This is a genomic window from Mycobacterium sp. Soil_C_30 (genome assembly GCF_057656995.1).
This window is the reverse complement of the sequence record NZ_JBDGJH010000008.1, coordinates 16,689-34,259: the sequence shown is the minus strand read 5'-3', so window position 1 is coordinate 34,259 and position 17,571 is coordinate 16,689. Positions and strand designations below refer to the sequence as shown.

Annotated in this window: 16 protein-coding genes, 1 tRNA gene and 2 pseudogenes; 7 read left to right on the top strand and 12 right to left on the bottom strand. The window is 62.6% G+C overall.

From position 1 onward, the window contains the following. The first annotated feature begins 505 nt into the window (after positions 1–505). Positions 506–1,546: a PQQ-dependent sugar dehydrogenase gene (locus AC3A6P_RS16695; RefSeq protein ID WP_487692773.1), complete on the top strand. Its 1,041-nt coding sequence runs from the start codon at positions 506–508 to the stop codon at positions 1,544–1,546. Between the two features lie 4 nt (positions 1,547–1,550). Here AC3A6P_RS16695 and AC3A6P_RS16690 read toward each other — a convergent pair whose 3' ends face one another. From AC3A6P_RS16690 to AC3A6P_RS16665, 6 genes are all read right to left on the bottom strand, one after another. Further along, positions 1,551–2,477, bottom strand: coding sequence for an NAD(P)/FAD-dependent oxidoreductase (locus AC3A6P_RS16690; protein WP_487692772.1), 927 nt, complete (start codon positions 2,475–2,477; stop codon positions 1,551–1,553). Between the two features lie 196 nt (positions 2,478–2,673). Then, complete coding sequence (locus tag AC3A6P_RS16685) at positions 2,674–3,288, bottom strand: hypothetical protein (protein ID WP_487692771.1); 615 nt, start codon at positions 3,286–3,288, stop codon at positions 2,674–2,676. A gap of 137 nt (positions 3,289–3,425) precedes the next feature. Next, positions 3,426–4,340: a hypothetical protein gene (locus AC3A6P_RS16680; RefSeq protein ID WP_487692770.1), complete on the bottom strand. Its 915-nt coding sequence runs from the start codon at positions 4,338–4,340 to the stop codon at positions 3,426–3,428. 35 nt (positions 4,341–4,375) lie between these two features. After that, the gene (locus tag AC3A6P_RS16675) at positions 4,376–5,122 is read right to left on the bottom strand and encodes a hypothetical protein (protein ID WP_487692769.1); all 747 of its coding nucleotides are present in this window, start codon (positions 5,120–5,122) and stop codon (positions 4,376–4,378) included. Between the two features lie 3 nt (positions 5,123–5,125). Beyond that, positions 5,126–6,079: a hypothetical protein gene (locus AC3A6P_RS16670; protein ID WP_487692768.1), complete on the bottom strand. Its 954-nt coding sequence runs from the start codon at positions 6,077–6,079 to the stop codon at positions 5,126–5,128. Between the two features lie 425 nt (positions 6,080–6,504). Then, positions 6,505–6,577: transfer RNA gene (locus tag AC3A6P_RS16665), tRNA-Phe, on the bottom strand. Between the two features lie 127 nt (positions 6,578–6,704). Here AC3A6P_RS16665 and AC3A6P_RS16660 point away from each other — a divergent pair. After that, complete coding sequence (locus tag AC3A6P_RS16660; RefSeq protein WP_487692767.1) at positions 6,705–7,697, top strand: hypothetical protein; 993 nt, start codon at positions 6,705–6,707, stop codon at positions 7,695–7,697. Here AC3A6P_RS16660 and AC3A6P_RS16655 read toward each other — a convergent pair. Continuing rightward, positions 7,694–8,776 carry a tyrosine-type recombinase/integrase gene (locus tag AC3A6P_RS16655; RefSeq protein ID WP_487692766.1) on the bottom strand — a complete coding sequence of 361 codons (1,083 nt, stop codon included), beginning with the start codon at positions 8,774–8,776 and terminating at the stop codon, positions 7,694–7,696. The two genes, AC3A6P_RS16660 and AC3A6P_RS16655, sit on opposite strands and share 4 nt — an antisense overlap. A 126-nt stretch (positions 8,777–8,902) precedes the next feature. Here AC3A6P_RS16655 and AC3A6P_RS16650 point away from each other — a divergent pair, with 126 nt between their 5' ends. After that, positions 8,903–9,226: a hypothetical protein gene (locus AC3A6P_RS16650; protein WP_487692765.1), complete on the top strand. Its 324-nt coding sequence runs from the start codon at positions 8,903–8,905 to the stop codon at positions 9,224–9,226. Between the two features lie 51 nt (positions 9,227–9,277). On the opposite strand, the gene AC3A6P_RS16645 is transcribed toward AC3A6P_RS16650, so the two are convergent. After that, positions 9,278–9,658: a hypothetical protein gene (locus tag AC3A6P_RS16645; RefSeq protein ID WP_487692764.1), complete on the bottom strand. Its 381-nt coding sequence runs from the start codon at positions 9,656–9,658 to the stop codon at positions 9,278–9,280. A gap of 419 nt (positions 9,659–10,077) precedes the next feature. On the opposite strand from AC3A6P_RS16645, the pseudogene AC3A6P_RS16640 reads away from it, so the two are divergent. From AC3A6P_RS16640 to AC3A6P_RS16630, 3 genes and pseudogenes are all read left to right on the top strand, one after another. Next, positions 10,078–10,781 (top strand): annotated as a pseudogene (locus tag AC3A6P_RS16640) (IS3 family transposase); the annotation flags it as partial. 191 nt (positions 10,782–10,972) lie between these two features. Then, on the top strand, positions 10,973–12,391 hold the full coding sequence (locus AC3A6P_RS16635; protein ID WP_487692997.1) for an IS30 family transposase: 1,419 nt from the start codon (positions 10,973–10,975) through the stop codon (positions 12,389–12,391). A 36-nt stretch (positions 12,392–12,427) separates the two neighbouring features. Continuing rightward, positions 12,428–12,883 (top strand): annotated as a pseudogene (locus AC3A6P_RS16630) (IS3 family transposase); the annotation flags it as partial. 137 nt (positions 12,884–13,020) lie between these two features. Here AC3A6P_RS16630 and AC3A6P_RS16625 read toward each other — a convergent pair. The 4 genes from AC3A6P_RS16625 to AC3A6P_RS16610 form a co-directional block, all read right to left on the bottom strand. Beyond that, positions 13,021–14,022, bottom strand: coding sequence for an AAA family ATPase (locus tag AC3A6P_RS16625; RefSeq protein WP_487692996.1), 1,002 nt, complete (start codon positions 14,020–14,022; stop codon positions 13,021–13,023). A gap of 306 nt (positions 14,023–14,328) precedes the next feature. After that, the gene (locus AC3A6P_RS16620) at positions 14,329–14,577 is read right to left on the bottom strand and encodes a hypothetical protein (protein ID WP_487692763.1); all 249 of its coding nucleotides are present in this window, start codon (positions 14,575–14,577) and stop codon (positions 14,329–14,331) included. Positions 14,578–15,308: 731 nt separating this feature from the next. After that, positions 15,309–15,968, bottom strand: coding sequence for a hypothetical protein (locus AC3A6P_RS16615; protein ID WP_487692762.1), 660 nt, complete (start codon positions 15,966–15,968; stop codon positions 15,309–15,311). Beyond that, entirely contained in the window at positions 15,965–16,252 is a 288-nt protein-coding gene (locus AC3A6P_RS16610; RefSeq protein WP_487692761.1) for a hypothetical protein, read from the bottom strand. Before AC3A6P_RS16610 ends, AC3A6P_RS16615 begins: the two co-directional genes overlap by 4 nt. Before the next feature lie 168 nt (positions 16,253–16,420). Between AC3A6P_RS16610 and AC3A6P_RS16605 the strand changes: the two genes are divergently transcribed. Next, complete coding sequence (locus AC3A6P_RS16605) at positions 16,421–17,569, top strand: hypothetical protein (RefSeq protein ID WP_487692760.1); 1,149 nt, start codon at positions 16,421–16,423, stop codon at positions 17,567–17,569. Positions 17,570–17,571 lie beyond the last annotated feature (2 nt).

Sequence of the window (17,571 nt, the reverse complement as noted above, 5' to 3'; positions counted from 1 at the left end):
TGGATAGACCAGTCCCACTTTTGCCGTACCGGCGTTGGGTGCGTCGGCGGGCTGATCGGCATGCTCGGTCGTCGTCATTCGTAGTGCCTCTCGTTGGCTGACAACAGATCAGCCCCGATGTGATCCAAATCACACTACGCGCTTGTGGATGCCGAAAGACCACATTGGACATGTGGTTTAACGTGGCCTTTTGCCCGTTTGCCCTGGTCTGCAGTAGACGGCGCGCGTCCGTCGTCAGCGGTCACCGCCGATCCGGTGCCCCACCGCTCGACAGGCCGACATTTGATTCTGCTCGCCGTGACGGCGCTTCCTCACCGTTGCGGCCACTCTGCCCCCTGATGTCCTGGAACGGCGAGTGGTAGCGGCCGGCAACGCGCATGGACGCGAGCCAGGTCGTGACGGAACGGCCTGCGGGGCAATCACTTACATCGTCTACGGGGATGGTGAACCCGACGGCGGCCGGATGCGCCGGCGTGAACTCCGACGCTGCCGGGTATCCGCCGGCATGGTCATAGCTGTTCGCAGCCTGGTTGCCGCGGTGGCGGCACTGCTGGTCGTCGCCTGCACCGAAGCTCCGCGCTCACACAGTGAACCGGCGGCGGGCGGTGTCACCGACGTCGCCACCGGCCTGGCGGTGCCGTGGGGCATCGCGTTCCTGCCCGACGGCAGCGCGCTGATCGCCGAACGCAACACCGGCGCGGTCATGCACCTGCAGCCGACCGGAGCCGTCAACGAGATAGGGCGGGTGGCCGACGTCGTGGCCCGCGGTGAAGGCGGGCTGTTGGGGCTGGCCACGTCGGGGCAGGCGGTGTACGCCTACCTCACCACCGGTGCGGACAACCGGGTGGTCCGGATGGACTTCGACGGATCGGCGTTGGGTGCGCAGACGCCGGTGCTGACCGGCATCCCGGCGGGATCGATCCACGACGGCGGGCGCATCGCGTTCGGGCCGGACGGCAAACTGTACGTGGCCACGGGCGAGCGAGGCACTCCCGCACTGGCGCAGGATCTTTCATCGTTGGGCGGCAAGATCCTGCGGATCAACCCCGACGGCTCTGTCCCGTCGGACAACCCCTACCCGCAGTCACCGGTGTGGTCGTACGGGCATCGCAACGTGCAAGGGCTGGCATGGGATCCCGCCGGACGCCTGTGGGCCACCGAGTACGGGGCACGCACCTGGGACGAGTTGAACCTGATCCAGCCGGGCGGCAATTACGGGTGGCCGACGGTCGAGGGCCGGGCGGGACGCGACGGCTTGATAGACCCGGCGCTGCAGTGGTCCACCGATGAGGCGTCGCCGTCGGGGCTGGCGTACCACAGCGGGTCGCTGTGGGTGGCGGCCCTGCGCGGCCAGCGCTTGATCCAGATCCCGGTGGCAGCCGATGGCGTGCTGGCATCGCCGTCGGCGCGGTTCGTCGGGCAGTTCGGGCGGTTGCGCACGGTGACGTCGGCGCCGGACGGATCGCTGTGGTTCACCACCAGCAACCGCGACGGCCGCGGTGATCCCCGCGACGGAGACGACCGGATCCTTCAGTTCCGTCCGTGAGCGGCTAGGTCAGGATCTCGGCGAGCGCAGCGCCGAGTCGCCGCCCTGACAGCCAGGCCGACTCGACGCGCGGAGCACCCGACGGGCACCACGCATCGCCACAGAGACCGAGTGGACGGCCCGTGCTCGTCAAGCCGAACTCGGCGTCGCCGTGGGTGCCCGCGGGTTTGGCGAACGTCCAGCGGTGCGCGTGCGTCCACAACGGTTCCCCGGCCGTGCCGAACAATCGGCGAAGTGCGGCGAGCACCGGCGCCACTGCGTCGTCCGGACGCTCCAGGTGCGCACGCGCACGTGTCGCGGTGGTGTGCGCGACGAGTACCGGTGCGCCGTCACCGCGCCGCGATCCGTCGTCGGCGACAAACGACACGTCCGGGTCGTCGTTGACGAACGCGGCATCGGCCACCGTCCAGTTCCGCTCGGACCAGCCGGCCGCGACGGCGACCACCGGTTCGTACTCCACCCATTCACATGCCTGCGGCGCCAGCCGGGCGGCCTGCGGGTCAGGCATGGCCAGCACCACGGCGTCATGAGTGAGATCGTCCAGGGATTCGACCGCCGACTCGAGGCGGACGTCATCGGGAAGCAGATCGCGCACCAACGACCGCAGCCCGTCCGGCGTCGCGAAGCGCACCGGCCCCGTCGTGACGTCGCGGCCGTCCGGGGAGACCACGTCGAAGGTGTCCGTCCACCGGCGCGCCAGTCCGCGGGCTGCCCACCCGTCGACGACCGCGGAGAAGTCCGGATCCTTGACGGTGAAGTACGCCGCACCCATGTCGACGCGACGTCCGCGCAGGGTCGGCGATGCCATGCGACCGCCCGGAGCGCGGCCACGCTCGAAGACCTCGACTGCAACACCGCGCTCCTGCAACGCCCGTGCGCATGCCACCCCGGACAGACCCGCTCCGATGACCGCGACGCGTGGTGATGCCATGCCCGCGAGGGTAGCCGGGGTGGATCGGGGCGTGGTGGGCACCGCGCGCGAATCGTGCTGGCGGTGGTGCGCAAGGTAGGTGCGGGTCCGGTCTCCGACACGCGGTGGCCAGCGGATCCACAGACGCCGAGATGAAGGTCTGCGTCGCGCGTGCACCCCGAAAACCAAGTGCAGCAGCAGGACTCGTGCGCCGGCGCTACTCGAGAACCGAGTAGATCCGGAACCGCTCTCTCTCGTCTTCCGGCAGATACGGCGTCGAACGGGCCACTATCGTCCGCGCCCGAAACCGCTCATCGGCGGCATCCAGGATCTGCACACCGGCAGCCCGGTCGGTGACGCAGAACCCGTCCACCGACAGCGCGAGGGCGTCGAACGCGGCTTCCGTGTCGGCGTAGCGCCCGGGGGCGCCGTTCAGGCGCTCCAGCAGCGCCAACGCCTGGGCTGGGCCAAGCGACAGCAGATCGGCACCGGCCAGCATCACGGGGCTCGTGGCGGGCACCATGATCTCGGTCAGGCGATCTGTCATGTACGTCAGAATCAAGCCTGAACCCTTGCGCGTTTCCGTGACGCTCTGCGAGGAAGGCCCGTGCTCGGCGTAAGCGGCGATGAGATCCTGCTTCTCCTGGTCGCTCAATCCATCGCCGAACAGTTGCAGAGTCTCGTGTAACAGATCGTCGGTAAGCCCGTCACCCATTCGCGACTCCAGCGGGCCGTAGACCTCGGCGAGTGCGTCCACCTGCGACGGCGACATTCCGAACTCCAGCCCGCCCAGCCCCTTGCCGGGGACTAGTGTCCAGTCAGCAGCGGTCACAGAACCCCGTCTCCCGTCCTCAGCCATCAGAAGCTCAGCGTCGCATCCACCTGAGACGGTTCTTGAGACGGCGACTATCCGTCAAGTCCGCCGGCCTGGCGCCCCCAGTCGGACTCGAACCGACACTTGGCGGACGGCTAGCGGTTAATCTCTTGTCCTGGCTGATAGTCCTTTGCGAACCTGATCAGTTCTTCCGGCCATGACGAAAACCCTATTTGCATCCCTGCTTGTAGTTTTGGGCTGCGACTGCGGGAGAGGACGCGAGTACCAACTTGCCCATCAAATAGGTCGTCGAACTCCACGGCGGCCCCGCATACATCACTAAGATCGGGGTGCAATAGGGTCAACAACTTCGAGTTCGCATCCACCATCGGTTTAGCGACCTGTGTGAAAAGTTCTGCCAAACTTGGGTTCTCGGAGAGAGCCGCGAACTCAGCCCGCTTCGCGGCGTTCAACTTCTTCGACTGTGACAGGAACTTTCGGTCCAGCTGAAGATCCCACACTCCGATCGGTTCACCGTTCGGGTCGAACCCGGCGTGCGCCTCCAATGCTATTGCGTCCATGGCATCGTGAATCATCACGTTTCGTAATGCGTACATGTATCGGTAGCCTGGGTAGGTGTCGTGCAGCGCGCCGAAAATGACCTTTGCTGCCTCGTGCTCAGCACTGTTCGTTCCGTGCTTCTCGCAGATCTCCTGGTACGTCTGTTCTTGGTGGTAGCACAGCGACAGGCAGAGCGTAAGTGCCACAGAGCGCAGCTGCGTGGTCCATATGACTGCGCTGTCGGGGTTTTCGGTCGGGCGTATCTCTCCCGCCGCGAAGGCCCTATTCGCGTCCATCCAGATCGAACCGAATGTCTTAGCTGAGCCTCGAAAGTATGAGAACGTGTTGGAAAATAGAACGTCGTGGAGCGTCATGTACGCCCGTTTGAAACGCTCGTATTCCCCTTCTGATAGATCAGAAATATGAATGAAGAGCGCTTCTACCTGACCCGACGGGTCGTCAGTTATTAAGAAGGCACTTGGCGCTTCTACCGGTTCATTGGCGCTCATTACCGCCTTTCTGTAACTGACGCTCCGACGCAGTGCTAGCTATCGCCCGTTCCGCCTGCGGTCTCCCCGTTGGGCTCCCGCCTCTTCTTGATTCGAGCCCCGCGAGCTTCCTGAGCCGCTCTGATTCGATCTGAAATGCCTCTGTAATGCTGCACCTCGTCTTCACCCGGTACGTTGTACGTCCATACCCCGCCATGTTGGCTAGTGAAGCCTTTGAGGGTCTTAGAAACTTCGTAGAGCGCCTTCTCTACCGACCTACTACTTGTGGTCGAAACGCGCATTGAGTTCCAAAACATATTGGTATCCAGGGATATTGGATTTCGGTAGCTCGGCTTGTCAGCGATGATCTTGTCGTCGAACGTGACATCACCGACAAACACTGTGGGCAGATCTCCGTCGTACTCGCTCCGACGGAGACCCGACTCCCAAACCGTGCGCCACTCTTGATTCGGAGCCAGGACCGCAATGCTGGCGGGCACAGACAAACTGGTCACGTGCTCACCGGTGGACTCATTGTCGTACGGCACGTGAGCTAAGGGCGGCAGGGCCAATCGTATGTTGTACGCCGGAGTCTGGCCAAAGTTCTTGATTACCAAGTCCATGTGATGCCAGTCATTAGAGTTTTGGTCCACATACACAACTACATCGGGTTGCGCCACTCGCTCGCGCGTCTCGCGCGCCTCCCGGACTTGACCACGAGCGTAGAACACTGCCCATATTGCGACCGCCACCGTCATTTCCTGCGAGATCGCAGCAATTGCTGCCCAGAAATTTGCGTCCACGTCTCACTCCAGCAAGATGTGATGTCCGGCAGGTAATTTGCCCGCCAATCGGTCGGCCTTGTTCTGAGGCATCAGCGTGTACGTAATCCCTATGTCGTGCAACGGGTAATCCCATGTGAAGTTGATGCGCTTCTCAACGCCTTCCAACTCCCAGCCGATGAATTTGGGACGCTGTAGCGACCCGCGAAGAGGGTTACCCGGGTTGTTGAAAAAAGGAGACTCGCGACCTGGATTGAACAGCGTCAGACCGAAACTGAGGTGAGCGAGGTCTACGATCCCGCCACCGATCCACGTTTTGTCCTTGTGCACGAACGGCGCAACGCCCCACCAGTGACTGTCAACGACGTCTTTGGTCTGGAAGGGGGTGTATCGAACGTCTTTGTTGTTCGGGTCTGCGGGCACCGTCAACCCCCATGTGGACGGCCACGCGGCGCGATTTAGCAGCAAGTCGATAGCCTCAGCCGGGAACGTCACGGTGTGATCTTGCTGCACGTCATAGTGGCCGGTCACAGCGTGGTTAAGGAACAGCTTCAACACCCATCGCTGCATGTCATCGCCAGAAATAGTGACCTGCTCCGCTCCGCCCCACTCACCAGCCCCGGCGTCATACTCCATAGCATTTCGGCGCAGAAAAGTCGCAAATTCCAGCGCCGCATAGTCGGCCGGACTGAGCTCAGAGTTGTGCTTCTGGCACAGAATGTTGGCTTTGAAGTTCTTTGGCTTGACTGGATGACCTACGCCCTTGCCGGTGTTGTGCTGGATCGTGAAATCCGGGTCGTTACCGCCGTACAACTTGATCAAGCCGTGCGATACGTAGTGTTCGCCAGAGATCTTGGTCGAACAGCCGCCGCGCGTATTCGCGTAGCACTTCGGGTGCTGGTAGTCCTCGCCAACTTCCCCTGCCATCGCTTCACCACTCTTCATCCGGCGGGCACGGAGATACAGAGTATCAAACACGTGTTCGACTTTGCTGAGACATTGAGCAAACGTCTTCATTGTGGACGCGGTGTGGACGCGGCGGACTAAAGTGCCAGGCGAGCCCGCGTTCAGATGGCGCCGAAACTGCGCCTACCTGCACCGTTCAATGTCAAGTCTCGGTGCCCCCAGTCGGACTCGAACCGACACTTGGCGGATTTTAAGAAGGGGCGAGCCGCGTTCCGCGACCTCGGGAAACGCTTCGCCGGAGCGAGCATTTTGACTGCAGGACAGCGCTTTTGCGCGTTCTCGGTACGCCTCCGGTTCGCCCCCGATTCGCCCTAGAACCGCCCCCGGTCGCCGGGGTGACGCCGGGGTGAGACTGCCGGCGCGGTGTTAGCTATGGCGCCGAGTCGGCGTCAAGAGGCACCAGGAGCAGAGCGCGGTACACGGAGGGACAATCCAAGCCGACCGAACGGGACTTGAACCCGCGACTTCCGAGGTTTCAGCTCGGCGCTCTACCAACTGAGCTATCGGCCCATGCGACGAGCGAACCCGCGCAGGCGGCGAGCATACCAATGAATGTCGGAGGCGGTGAGCAAATCGCGGCTAGATGCGCGGTCAGGACGACCAGCAAGAAACCGTGCTAAAAAGTCGATGTCATAGCATGTTGGGACTGATCGTCAAACTCATTCAGCATCCTGGGGGTTCGTTGCAGATCTTCGTCAGCTGGTCAGGCCGGCCAGCACAGGTCCTCGCTAGCTTTCTCCAGACATGGTTGCAAAAGGTCATTCAGGAACTCGACCCCTTTATGTCCACGAACAGCCTCGCCAAGGGAACCCGCTGGAGCCCCGAGATAGCTAAGAAGCTGGAGGAGACGAGCGAGGCAATCGTCTGTGTGACGACAGAGAATCGCGACGCGCCTTGGCTCAATTTTGAGGCTGGTGCTTTGGCGAAGGCGACAGGCTCACGCGTTCGCCCGCTATTGATAGATCTATCGCCAAGCGACCTCAATAATCCGCTATCCGAGTTTCAGCTGACATCGGCGACGGACAAGGAGGATGTACGTCGTTTGCTCGAAAGCATTAACGAAAACTGTAACCGAAGTCTTTCCAGCGACATCCTTGACGCCACATTTGAGCGCGAATGGCCCGCGCTCGAAGAAAAGGTTAATGAAGTCATCAAAATGATCGGCGGTCAGCCCGGAAAGACCGAGCGCAAGCGCGATGACATTGATTTGATGGCCGAGATTTTGGAGCGTGTTCGGCAGTCGGAGCGAATGGCCCAGGAACAGCTTTTCTACGCCGAAGCCATCTATGAAAATATGCGGGGAGGGCTTAGGATCGGTTCGCAGCCAACCTCAGGCGCGCATAAAAACGATCCTCGACGGACGCTCTCAATCAGTTCGGAGAAGAATAGAAATGCCTCACTCAGAGCGATGTACGACGCTCTCAAAGAGGGGTGGGGTCGCACCGTCACAATAAGCACTCGCGATAGGCAAATCAAAGGAAAGCTCGTTGACATCGTTGGCGAATTGCCTGATACCGTGCTAACTATCAAATCAGACCCCAATTCGAACAACGGAGAGTCCGTTTCACTAATCTCGGTAGATCGAATAGCCATTGCCCCAGCAGCCCACGACGACGAGCCGCCGTTTTAACCCCGCCGTCGTAGCTGCACCACATTGCTCGGTAGTTCGGCGGGCTTTGCCACGGCGGGCGGTTCGGGCAGCGTGTTGAGCGCGCCGCCGTCCTCTTCCGGGATGTAGTCGCCGTAAGTGTCGAGCGTGAGCGTGAAGGTGCTGTGACCGAGCCACTTCGACACCTGCATGAAGTGGGTGCCCGCCGAGAGCTGGAGGACGGCGAACGAATGCCGGAGGTCGTGGAGCCGTACCCCTCGGGTCGCAGGCGCATCCGCCGTAGCGGGGCGGCTCGCCGGTAGCCCGACAGCCTCCAGGGCGGGCTTCAGGATCGTGTCGTAGAACGCTCCCATCGCGAGCGGCTGGGACCAGTCCAACGGCACCGCATACCGCTCCCCCTTCGCTCGGTACCCACCGCCGTTGTTCCGCGATGGCCACAGGGGCGCGTTCGCCTCGTCAGCGCGCGGGTGGACCTCCGCGAGGTAGTCGGCCATGCGGGTTGCCAGCCAGGGCGCACGGCGGGCCGAGAAGTCCACGCGGTCGGTTGGGTTCGTGGGTATCGCGCCGTGATGGACGGCGTACCGAAGCACCCGCCGCAGCACGTCCCAGATGTGTTTGACGGTGCCGGGCGTGAGCGGCTTCTTATCGCCTTGGCGGGAGACCTGCCGGACCAGGGCGGTCAGTAGCGACTCGCACGCGGCTGGGCTGACCGCCGCGACGGCAGTGCCGCCGAGCGTGCCGAGGACGTACGTCCGCAGCAGACGGTCGTACTCATCTACCGTGCGCTGCTTGAGCTTTCCCTGCGCGACCTTCAATGCCTGCGCGTCAAGCCAGCCCCGCGCGTAGTACCCAAACGGCAGCTCCCCCGCCTTGCGAGCGTCGGCCAGGGCGGTGGTGCCGGTGGTGTGGCGGGCGGCGTTCAGCTCAGCCCGGCGGGCCTCCGCGGCTTCCCGCGTCGGGTGGGTCTCCTGGCGTGCCCTGGTCTCCCCCGTGGGCAAGCCGAAGCTGTCCCGCACCGGCTCCCGCCAGACAACCTCGTACCGCTTCAACGGCTTGCCATTGCGCTTCTGCTTGGTCTCATGGGTTCGTACGTAAGCCATTTAGACTGTACCCTAGATCGACGGTTTCAGCTAACTGCACTAGTCCGCTGTAGTGCACATATAGCCATTCTAGCCAACTCTCAGTAGGCTTAGCGAAGATCGCCAACGCCACCGAGAGGAACCACAATGACCGAGACCGCGACCCGCGCGAAGTCGGCCCCGAAAACCACCCCCGCGCCCACCAAGGTCACGCCCGCGAGCACTAGCTTCGCCAATTACATTCGCGCACAGGGCCATGACATCTCCGCTGAGGCTGTCGCGCTGACGTTCCAGTACCACCGGCAGTGGCAGAAGTCGCCCGAGCGCGCGGCTGAGCGCGACAACGCAAAGGCTGAACGACAGGCCGAGCGTGAGAACGCCAGGGCGGTGCGGAATGCCGAGCGTGTGAAGCGGCTCGCCGCTGAGAAGGCGAAGTTGGAGGAAAGGCTCGCCAAGCTCGCCGCAAAATAGCTCCCCGGCAGAAGCACCCCCGGCCCGTTAAGGGTTGGGGGTGTTTCTGTACTACCCATTCCGACGTACCGCTTGTCGCACGGCCTCAGCAGCGTCCTCCAAGCTCATCAGCCCGCCGGTGCCGGGCGGCATATCGCCGGGGTCGTCGTCGCCCTCGGCGGGGTCCCGCATCTCGCTCCCGTTCGACTCAGCGCGGCGCGCGGGGCCGTCGTCGGCGGGGGTCTCGACTACCTCGGCGTCGATCGGCGGGGCCGAGTGTGCGGCGTCAATGAATGACCGCCCTTGGAGTGCGCGGTGCTCTGCGCGGGAGATCGTTGCGACGCCGGTGATGTCGCCCATGAGCTGCTCCCAGGGCTTAACCTCCACGGAGACTTCGGTTTTGGCGCCGAGGCCGCTGCGGTCGAGTACGTCGCGAATCGCGTTGAGCTTCACCGCTTCTGATTCAGCACCCGTAGCCAATCCGAGCAGTTCGCGCGCAACTACGTCGGCTGCTTCTTGAATTCGTTGCAACGCCTTACGTTTGACTTGCGGAGCTGCGCCGCCGTGCGTGCGACACACTGTGGCGCCTCGAACTGCCATCTTGAGGCAGCGCTTACCATTCCTTCGTATTGCTACGCAACGGTTTTGGTCGTTGCGATCTAGCCACCAATCGTCCGAGTACACAGCTTCGCTGGGCATCGTTTGCCCTCCAATCTCGTTGTAATACATGGTGTTTCAATGGCGTTGCTAAGCACCGTTTTTGCGTTTCGGTGGTTTTCGAGCTGGGTTTGGGGGTGTGGGGCTGGGGACTGCCCCCAGTTTGGTTGACTCCTGACCTGTGAGGATTCGTCCTTGCTGGAAGGATCAATCTCGTGCCGAAACCGTTTCCTGTCGAGTTCCGAGCAGACGTCATCGCTGTGGCCCGCAAGGGCGAGGCACCACTGCGCCAGATCGCGAAGGACTTCGGCATCTCGGAGGCCTGCCTGCACCGCTGGCTCAAGATCGCTGATCGTGAAGACGGTGCCGATCGGCCAGCCTCTGCTGCGGCCGCTGATGACGTGTCGGTGCAGCTGCGCGAAGCACACAAGCGAATCAAGCTCCTCGAGCAGGAAGCTGAGGTGATGCGCCGCGCAGTGGGCTATCTGTCTCGGGACGCCAACCCAAAATGATGTACCCGCTGGTCCTCGACCTTGCTGATGACGGTGTTCCCGTCACGGTGACCTGCCGGGTCCTGGGGTTCTCGACCCAGGCTTTCTACAAATGGCGCAAAGCACCAGTGTCGCAGCGCGATTGGGATGATGCGCACCTTATCAACGCCGCCCGCTACATCCATGCCGACGACCCCGCCTTCGGCTACCGCTTCATCGCCGATGAACTACCAGGACGCGGGTTCACCGCCGGCGAGAACCGAGTAGCCCGGTTGTGTTCCCAGGAGCGCATCTGGTCGATCTTCGCCAAGAAGCGAGGACTGAACCGTCGGTCGGGACCGCCGGTGCACGACGACCTCGTAGACCGTCAATTCAGCGCCCAGGCCGCCAACCAGATATGGCTGACCGACATCACTGAGCACCGGACCGCTTGGGTTCCAGCAGTCGTTGCAACACCTAACGAAGGGTGGCGATGTTGCCAGGGCCGAAGTACAGCAAGGAGCAAAAGGAACGGTTCTTTGTGCTGCTCGACAGAGATGGCAGCGTGAGGGCGGCTGCTGATGCGGTAGGGGTCAACGTCCATGCTGCATATAGCTGGATTCGGCAGGCCGGGCTGGCGATGCAGCGGCGTGCGCCGCGCAGGTACACCGCGCAGGAGAAGGCCGATTTCCTGCGCCTGGCAGCGGAGCGGATGAACATCTCGACCGCCGCTCGCGACACGGGGATTCATCGACCGACGGCGTACGCCTGGGCGCGTAAGGCCGGGATCTTCACCAGCGAGGCCCGCAAGGTCAACCCGCGTCGGGAAGCGTTCCTGCGGCTGCGAGCTGAGGGGCTCACCCGCGGCGAAGCCGCCAGGAGAGTCGGTGCCGACAACCGTTCAGCGACCGACTGGGACAAAGGCATCACGATCATCCACCGTGGCCGGGTCTATCCGGATGGCCGCGTTGTGCGCTACCCGCAGCCCACAATCAGTACCGTGAAACCTGCACGTCCTAAGCGCCACATCGGCGGCACCGTCGACTTGAACCGGGTTGAGGAGGTCATTGATTCGCGTTATCTGAGCCTGCTCGAGCGCGAGCACCTCAAGGACCTGTATTCGACGGGTCTTTCGATCCGCAAGATCGCGGCCGCGATGCAGCGGTCGCCGTCAACGATCAGCCGGGAATTGAAGCGCAACACCGTGTCCAAGTCCGGGTACCTTCCACACACGGCGCACCGGTTGTCGGCTAAGCGCCGAATCCGCGAACGCCCGGTGAAACTGCGCGCCAACCCTGAGTTGATGGCCTACGTCCAGGCCAAACTGAAGAAAAAGTGGTCGCCGGAGCAGATCAGCAATCGGCTGGCCAAAGACCACCCTGAGCGGCCGGAGATGCGGGTGAGTACCGAGACGATCTATCAGGCGATCTACGTGCATGTCCGCGGCGAGCTCAAGCGCGAAATGGCCAGCGGGCTGCGTCGCGGTCGTGGAGTTCGTAAGCCGCAGAGAAGATCCGACGTGCGACGGCCGCGGTTCGTCGACCCGATGAAGCCAATCAGCGAGCGACCGTCCGAGGTTGACGATCGCGCTATCCCGGGCCACTGGGAGGGCGATCTCATCATCGGCGCGAACCAGGGGTCTGCGATCGCCACTTTGGTCGAACGGTCGAGCCGCTTTGTGATGCTCGGGCCGGTCGGGCGCGACCGCAGCGCCGAGATTGTTCGCGACACCCTCATCACGACCGTTGCCCGGCTGCCCGAAGCATTGCGCGGCACGCTGACCTGGGACCAAGGCGCCGAGATGTCAGAGCATCGCGCATTCACCGTCGCCACCAATATGGATGTCTACTTCTGTGAGCCGGCCTCCCCGTGGCAGCGCGGCAGCAACGAGAACACCAATGGACTACTGCGCCAGTACTTCCCGAAGGGAACTGACCTATCACGTCAGTCCGTTGAAAACCTCCAGGCAGTCGCCGACGAACTCAACACCAGGCCACGAAAGGCACTCCACTGGCAATCCCCAACAGAACGTCTTGCTGCTTTACTGAACGCGTCGTAAATTGCAACTGTTGCAACGACTGCTGGAATTCAAGCCGACGAGGGCAAGCTCTACCTCTGCGCGATCAAAGACGTCTACTCAAACCGGATTGTGGGCTACTCGATCGACTCGCGAATGAAGTCCTCACTCGCGGTGGCCGCACTGAATCACGCCGTGGCGCTGCGCTCGCCTGTTGCCACGATCGTTCACTCCGACAGGGGTAGTCAGTTTCGATCGCGAAAGTTCGTCCACGCACTGTCACACAACGGGTTACACGGATCGATGGGCCGCGTAGGTGCGTGCGGCGACAATGCCGCCATGGAGTCGTTCTTCGCACTTCTGCAACGCAACGTCCTCGACCGGCGACGCTGGGCCACCCGAGCCGAACTACGCCTGGCGATCGTGACCTGGATCGAACGGACCTACCACCGACGCCGCCGGCAACGCGCACTGGGGCGGCTCACCCCGATAGAGTTCGAACTGCTCCACACACCAGTCGCAACCGCGGCCTGAAATTCACACCCCGCGAGTCAACTGAACTCGGGGCAGTCCCGGGTCTCTAGGGGTTTCTAGGACTTCTAGCCTCCTAGGTCTAGAGATCCCTAGTAGTCCCTAGACCTACCTAGAACCCCCTAGGGAAGGTAAGGGGCTCAGGGGGTTTCTAGGATTATCTCGCCTCCGTCCTGGTTGTCCGTCAGGCGGAACTTGTCCGGCGGAAGCTCCCACGTCCAGTGGTCGACCTTGCCGTCTACGTAGACCCGTTTCTTCATCACGCCAAGCTCCCTGGCCGCCGCATTGACGACCTTGATCCCGCAGTCGGCGTTCTCCTTCGTGAGCTTGATGGCCGCCTCGGCAGCAATAGGCCCGTCGCTCAGAAGCTGCTGCAGAATCTCCATAGCCTCCTGACGGGCCGGTGCCGACTTGCGCGCATCGCAGACCTTGGCGCCGTCCGCACCGACCAACTGATCGGCATTCATGTCCAGTGGACCGCACCACGTCACGACCGGACTATCAGGATCGTCGGGCGCACTGTCGAGGCGATAGCCGATAGCCATCGGCTCCTTTGACAGATTTCCCTTCGTCCGCGCGATTGCGTGTGTCGGGCCGTCTGGCGTCTGTTCTTTGAGCTTCCCGGCGACGAGAACCGACCGCGTAATCCCAGTGAAGGCAATCGTCCCGCTGCCTCGGTGCTTCGCGCTCATACCGGTGGCCTTGTTCAGATGACGCACCAGCACTATTGCGCAACCCGTTTCAGCCGCCAAAGCGACGAGTGGCATCAGGGCCTGTCGAGTCGACGGGTCATCCCCGGCCTTCACTTGCTTGGTGGACAGGTACGCCGTGATCGGGTCGATGATGACGAGCTTCGCTCGGGTTTCCAGCACAGCCCGCCGCAGCCGCTCAACGTCGTCAGGGATCACGAACGGCTCTGGATTTCCCTTCGCATCAAGCGGCTTCACGACCTCGTGGACCAGGCGCAGGTCAGCTTGCGCGGCGATCAATCGAGGCACCACCGTGTCCGCATAATCGTCCTCTACGCCAACCAAAATGGCGCCCGAGGGCTCCGTTGCGGCTGCCGCTACGAGGTCGCCATCCACGATGCTGTCCGGCCACTCTCGACCGGTCGACACGATTGCGCTCAAGGTGAGCGACAGCGCCGACTTCCCCCACGTCAGGCTCGCCTTCGAGGATTGAGACCTTGGTCTGCGGCCCCTTGGAATTCTTCGGCGGTTAGTCCTTGGCCTGCCTCAGCTGTGGCAGTACCCGGCATATCCTCCTGGACCGTCCAGGGATCACTATTGTTGCGGTAAAGGCGCTTTCGCTGGCGCGGTTCGTTCGGTAGACTCATCTTCGCGTCTTTCGTGTTTCGTCGGCATGAAGCGTCCTCTCTCGCCTCTGGGAGAACTCGGTGCCCGGTTAGTTCCTCGCCTAACCGGGCACCGCGCATGTTCGGAGTGCCCTCACTCACCCACCGCCGCAACGAAATCAGGACGACCACGACGAGCGACCAGGTGTCGCTGGGCCTTGAGCCAGTCGTGGGCGTCCTGCTTGGCGAAGAAATTCTTGTTGCCGATTCGAGTCGGCACGATCTCGCGGCGAATCACCGCATGCTTGACGCCTCGGCGCGTCACTCCTGTGACACCGAGATCGTTGTGCAGATACTCAAATAGCTGCTGCTCGTTTAATACGGGCAGGTCAGTATCGTCCATGGACGTCTCCAAACACCAGTTCTGACATGGGGTTTACGTCCACGGCAGTCCCCGGTCTACAGACGCGCCTCGGGGGCCGAACTACTCGCCTCTACCTTACCCGAACCGCCGCGCGCCCGCCGACGTAAGGTCGAACGGGAAGCGCAGCGGTGGAAAGGGTTTGGCTGTCACCGACTCATGAAGCCCCCGCCTGCCCCTCGCCGCACGGCCCTCCCAGTCCGCAATCGAGACGCTGAACCGGATGACAGCTGCGTCGTCTTCCGTGCGCCTCCAACATGTCGCGGTGCTTGGCCAAGAGTGCCTCATCTCCTTCGTAGACGCCGCAATGCGTAGCGACCCAAAGTTCAGACCCATCCTGGGGTCGAAACTTTCGAGCAGTCAGACTGAACGGCTGCTTGCCGTCCTCCCGCCACTCCAATCGGTTGGCGACCACAACACGGCGCTTTCCGTTACTCGGCGACACCCATTCCTCTATTGCCGTCATGGTTCTCTCCTAAGTCTCAGGGTTGATCTGCAGACCCTCGGGGAGCACAAAAGAGCGCAAGCACCGAAGGGCCACCCCTTTTGGTCAGGAGACCAAGGACCTTGTCCGGGGTTAACCTTCGACGCTTGCGCTCGGTGATGATTACTTGAGCTGAACTGAACCGTACGGCTGTCGGCCACCGCTGGTGCCGAGACCATACCGCTGCTTGCCCGACAGGCGCAAGACCCCGTAGACCGGCTGCCGAGCCTTACCCATCCGATCCCTCGCCGAACCGGTCGCATCGCGGCTCCGTCGAGTTGAGCGGGCCGAACCGCCGTCCTTCGGGGACCGGTCGGACCGGCGACCCGGGATCGACCGCCGCCCCGGGTGGTAGGTGGACCTGGGCACCGATGACGTTAGATCGAAAACGAATATCGGCGGTCTCGCGTGCCCATTCGTCGCAGGCGCGGCAGATGCTGAACACGACGATGAATGGCGCATACTCAAGCGGCAGATACACGGCCCGCCCGTCGCAGCCCTCCGGTGCGAGCCGCACGTCGCAGCCGCGCTGCCCGACAGCATGAGGCAAGGGCACGCGCCTCGTGATCATGTAAGCGAAGCGTTCCATGCCGTCGCTGTAGACATACAGCTCCGGGATGCACGGGTAGTACAGGAACGTGTCGCTATCGGCCGCAGCCTCGATGCGGTCGCCGAACTGCTGCCGCATATCGCGCATTGTCCGCTGCGCGAGCTGCCACATCTGCGGGCTCCACTGCGGGTCGAACAGCCAGGAGGTATCGCCGGTCTCGCGCGTCACCAACGCCCTAGTGCGCTCGACCACCTGCACAGCGCCCACGATCGGGTGGTCAGCCTGCGGTGGCTGGTCCATGCCGTACTTCGTCCGCAGCTCAAAGTCTTGGTAGTTCATTCGGTCGTGCCTTTCTGGTTGTAGCGCGCCGCCCCGGCTGTTCGGGTTGGTCGCGTCGTGATGAACCGCCACAGCTCAGCGGTCGAGTAGATGCGCCGTCCTGCGATGATCCGGCACGCTAGTTCCCGGCGGTCGGTCACCGTCTTGAGCCACCGCTCTGTCACAGTCACGCCAATCCCCGCGTACCAGTCGACGGCATCCTTTACCGTCTTGTCTGGCACCGGCGACACGTTCAGATCCGGTGGCGGGTCTGGGACACGTACGGGAATCTCCACTCTCGCCATAGCTTTCACCTCTCCTCGGTACGCCTAGCCTACGTCCGATTTCGTACTTACGACGGCCTATACCGGCCTCACTCGAGCCCAATATCGTTGCGGTGAAGTCTTATTCGAACGACGATCCGCGACTCGGGGCTACGCTCGACGGAACGGCTATCCGAAAAGGAAAATCCAATGGAAAACACTTCGCAAGCGCTCCGCATTTGGGGCGGCAGCGGCCGCAGAGGCGTCAGTGTCGAAGGCGACGTACTGGTCAACGCAACCGCCGATGGTGTCAACCTAAACGACATCTGGCGCGAAATCGCCCAGGCGCTGGAGCTTTACAACGAACACCGCTCAACCATCACCCGGCTGCTCAGCTATCCGACGCTCGCCGTGGCGGACGTCATCCCGCAGAGCGTCGAGGGCAGCAGCTTCGAGATCGCCACCGAGCAGGGTATTCCGCGCGCTCTGCGTGAGCCCGCCGACTCACTGCCCCTGGGTTACAACTTCCAGGATTATGACGTTCGCCTTGGAGCAACGTGGAAGTGGTTGCGGGCAGCGAGCTCTGAGCAGGTCACCGCTCAGGTGACGCGCGTTTTCGAGGCTGCCAACCGCCTGGTCACCGGCACGATCATGAACCGCTTACTCAGCCCCGCTCCCCGCACCAACGAATGGGGTCACCAGTGCTACGGCCTCTGGAGCGGCGACGGCATGGTCCCGCCGTCCCACATGGGGCGGTCGTTCGACGGCGCACATACCCACTACCTCACCAGCGGCTCGGCGCACATCGACTCCGCCGACATCGAGGACATGATCAAGCACATAACCCACCACGGTTATGGCCGGTTCGGCAGCCAGGGCGGGCGGATCATCATCCTGGCTCATCCGGATCAGGTGGAGGACATGACGTTCTGGCGGGCAGGCGTCGAGTACGCCGCCGGCAAGGTGCCGAAGTTCGACTTCGTACCGTCGCAAGCCGCCCCGGCTTACTTCACCACCGAACACCTCGTCGGCTCTGTCGCGCCGAGTGAATTCGAGGGCCTTCAGGTGCTCGGCAGCTACGGTGACGCCTGGCTCATCGAATCGCATTACGTGCCGAGCGGTTACGTCATCGTCGCAGCGACAGGGGGTTTGGACTCCGACATGAACCCTGCTGGCTTCCGCCAACACGTGAACACGGCGTACCACGGTCTTCGCCAGATCCCCGGTCGTGGCCCATATCCGTTGCAGGACAGCTACTATGCGCGGGCATTCGGCACCGGCGTTCGCCATCGCGGCGCAGCCGTCGTCATGCAGGTGACCGAAAGCTCCACCTACACAGCGCCGACGATTCAGACGTAGCC

Coding starts and splice junctions, on each gene's coding strand:
- AC3A6P_RS16620 (WP_487692763.1), bottom strand. CDS start 14,577: ATGGACGATACTGACCTGCCCGTATTAAACGAGCAGCAGCTATTTGAG.
- AC3A6P_RS16695 (WP_487692773.1), top strand. CDS start 506: ATGGTCATAGCTGTTCGCAGCCTGGTTGCCGCGGTGGCGGCACTGCTG.
- AC3A6P_RS16655 (WP_487692766.1), bottom strand. CDS start 8,776: ATGGCTTACGTACGAACCCATGAGACCAAGCAGAAGCGCAATGGCAAG.
- AC3A6P_RS16690 (WP_487692772.1), bottom strand. CDS start 2,477: ATGGCATCACCACGCGTCGCGGTCATCGGAGCGGGTCTGTCCGGGGTG.
- AC3A6P_RS16660 (WP_487692767.1), top strand. CDS start 6,705: ATGTTGGGACTGATCGTCAAACTCATTCAGCATCCTGGGGGTTCGTTG.
- AC3A6P_RS16635 (WP_487692997.1), top strand. CDS start 10,973: ATGCAGCGGCGTGCGCCGCGCAGGTACACCGCGCAGGAGAAGGCCGAT.
- AC3A6P_RS16605 (WP_487692760.1), top strand. CDS start 16,421: ATGGAAAACACTTCGCAAGCGCTCCGCATTTGGGGCGGCAGCGGCCGC.
- AC3A6P_RS16650 (WP_487692765.1), top strand. CDS start 8,903: ATGACCGAGACCGCGACCCGCGCGAAGTCGGCCCCGAAAACCACCCCC.
- AC3A6P_RS16615 (WP_487692762.1), bottom strand. CDS start 15,968: ATGAACTACCAAGACTTTGAGCTGCGGACGAAGTACGGCATGGACCAG.
- AC3A6P_RS16680 (WP_487692770.1), bottom strand. CDS start 4,340: ATGAGCGCCAATGAACCGGTAGAAGCGCCAAGTGCCTTCTTAATAACT.
- AC3A6P_RS16610 (WP_487692761.1), bottom strand. CDS start 16,252: ATGGCGAGAGTGGAGATTCCCGTACGTGTCCCAGACCCGCCACCGGAT.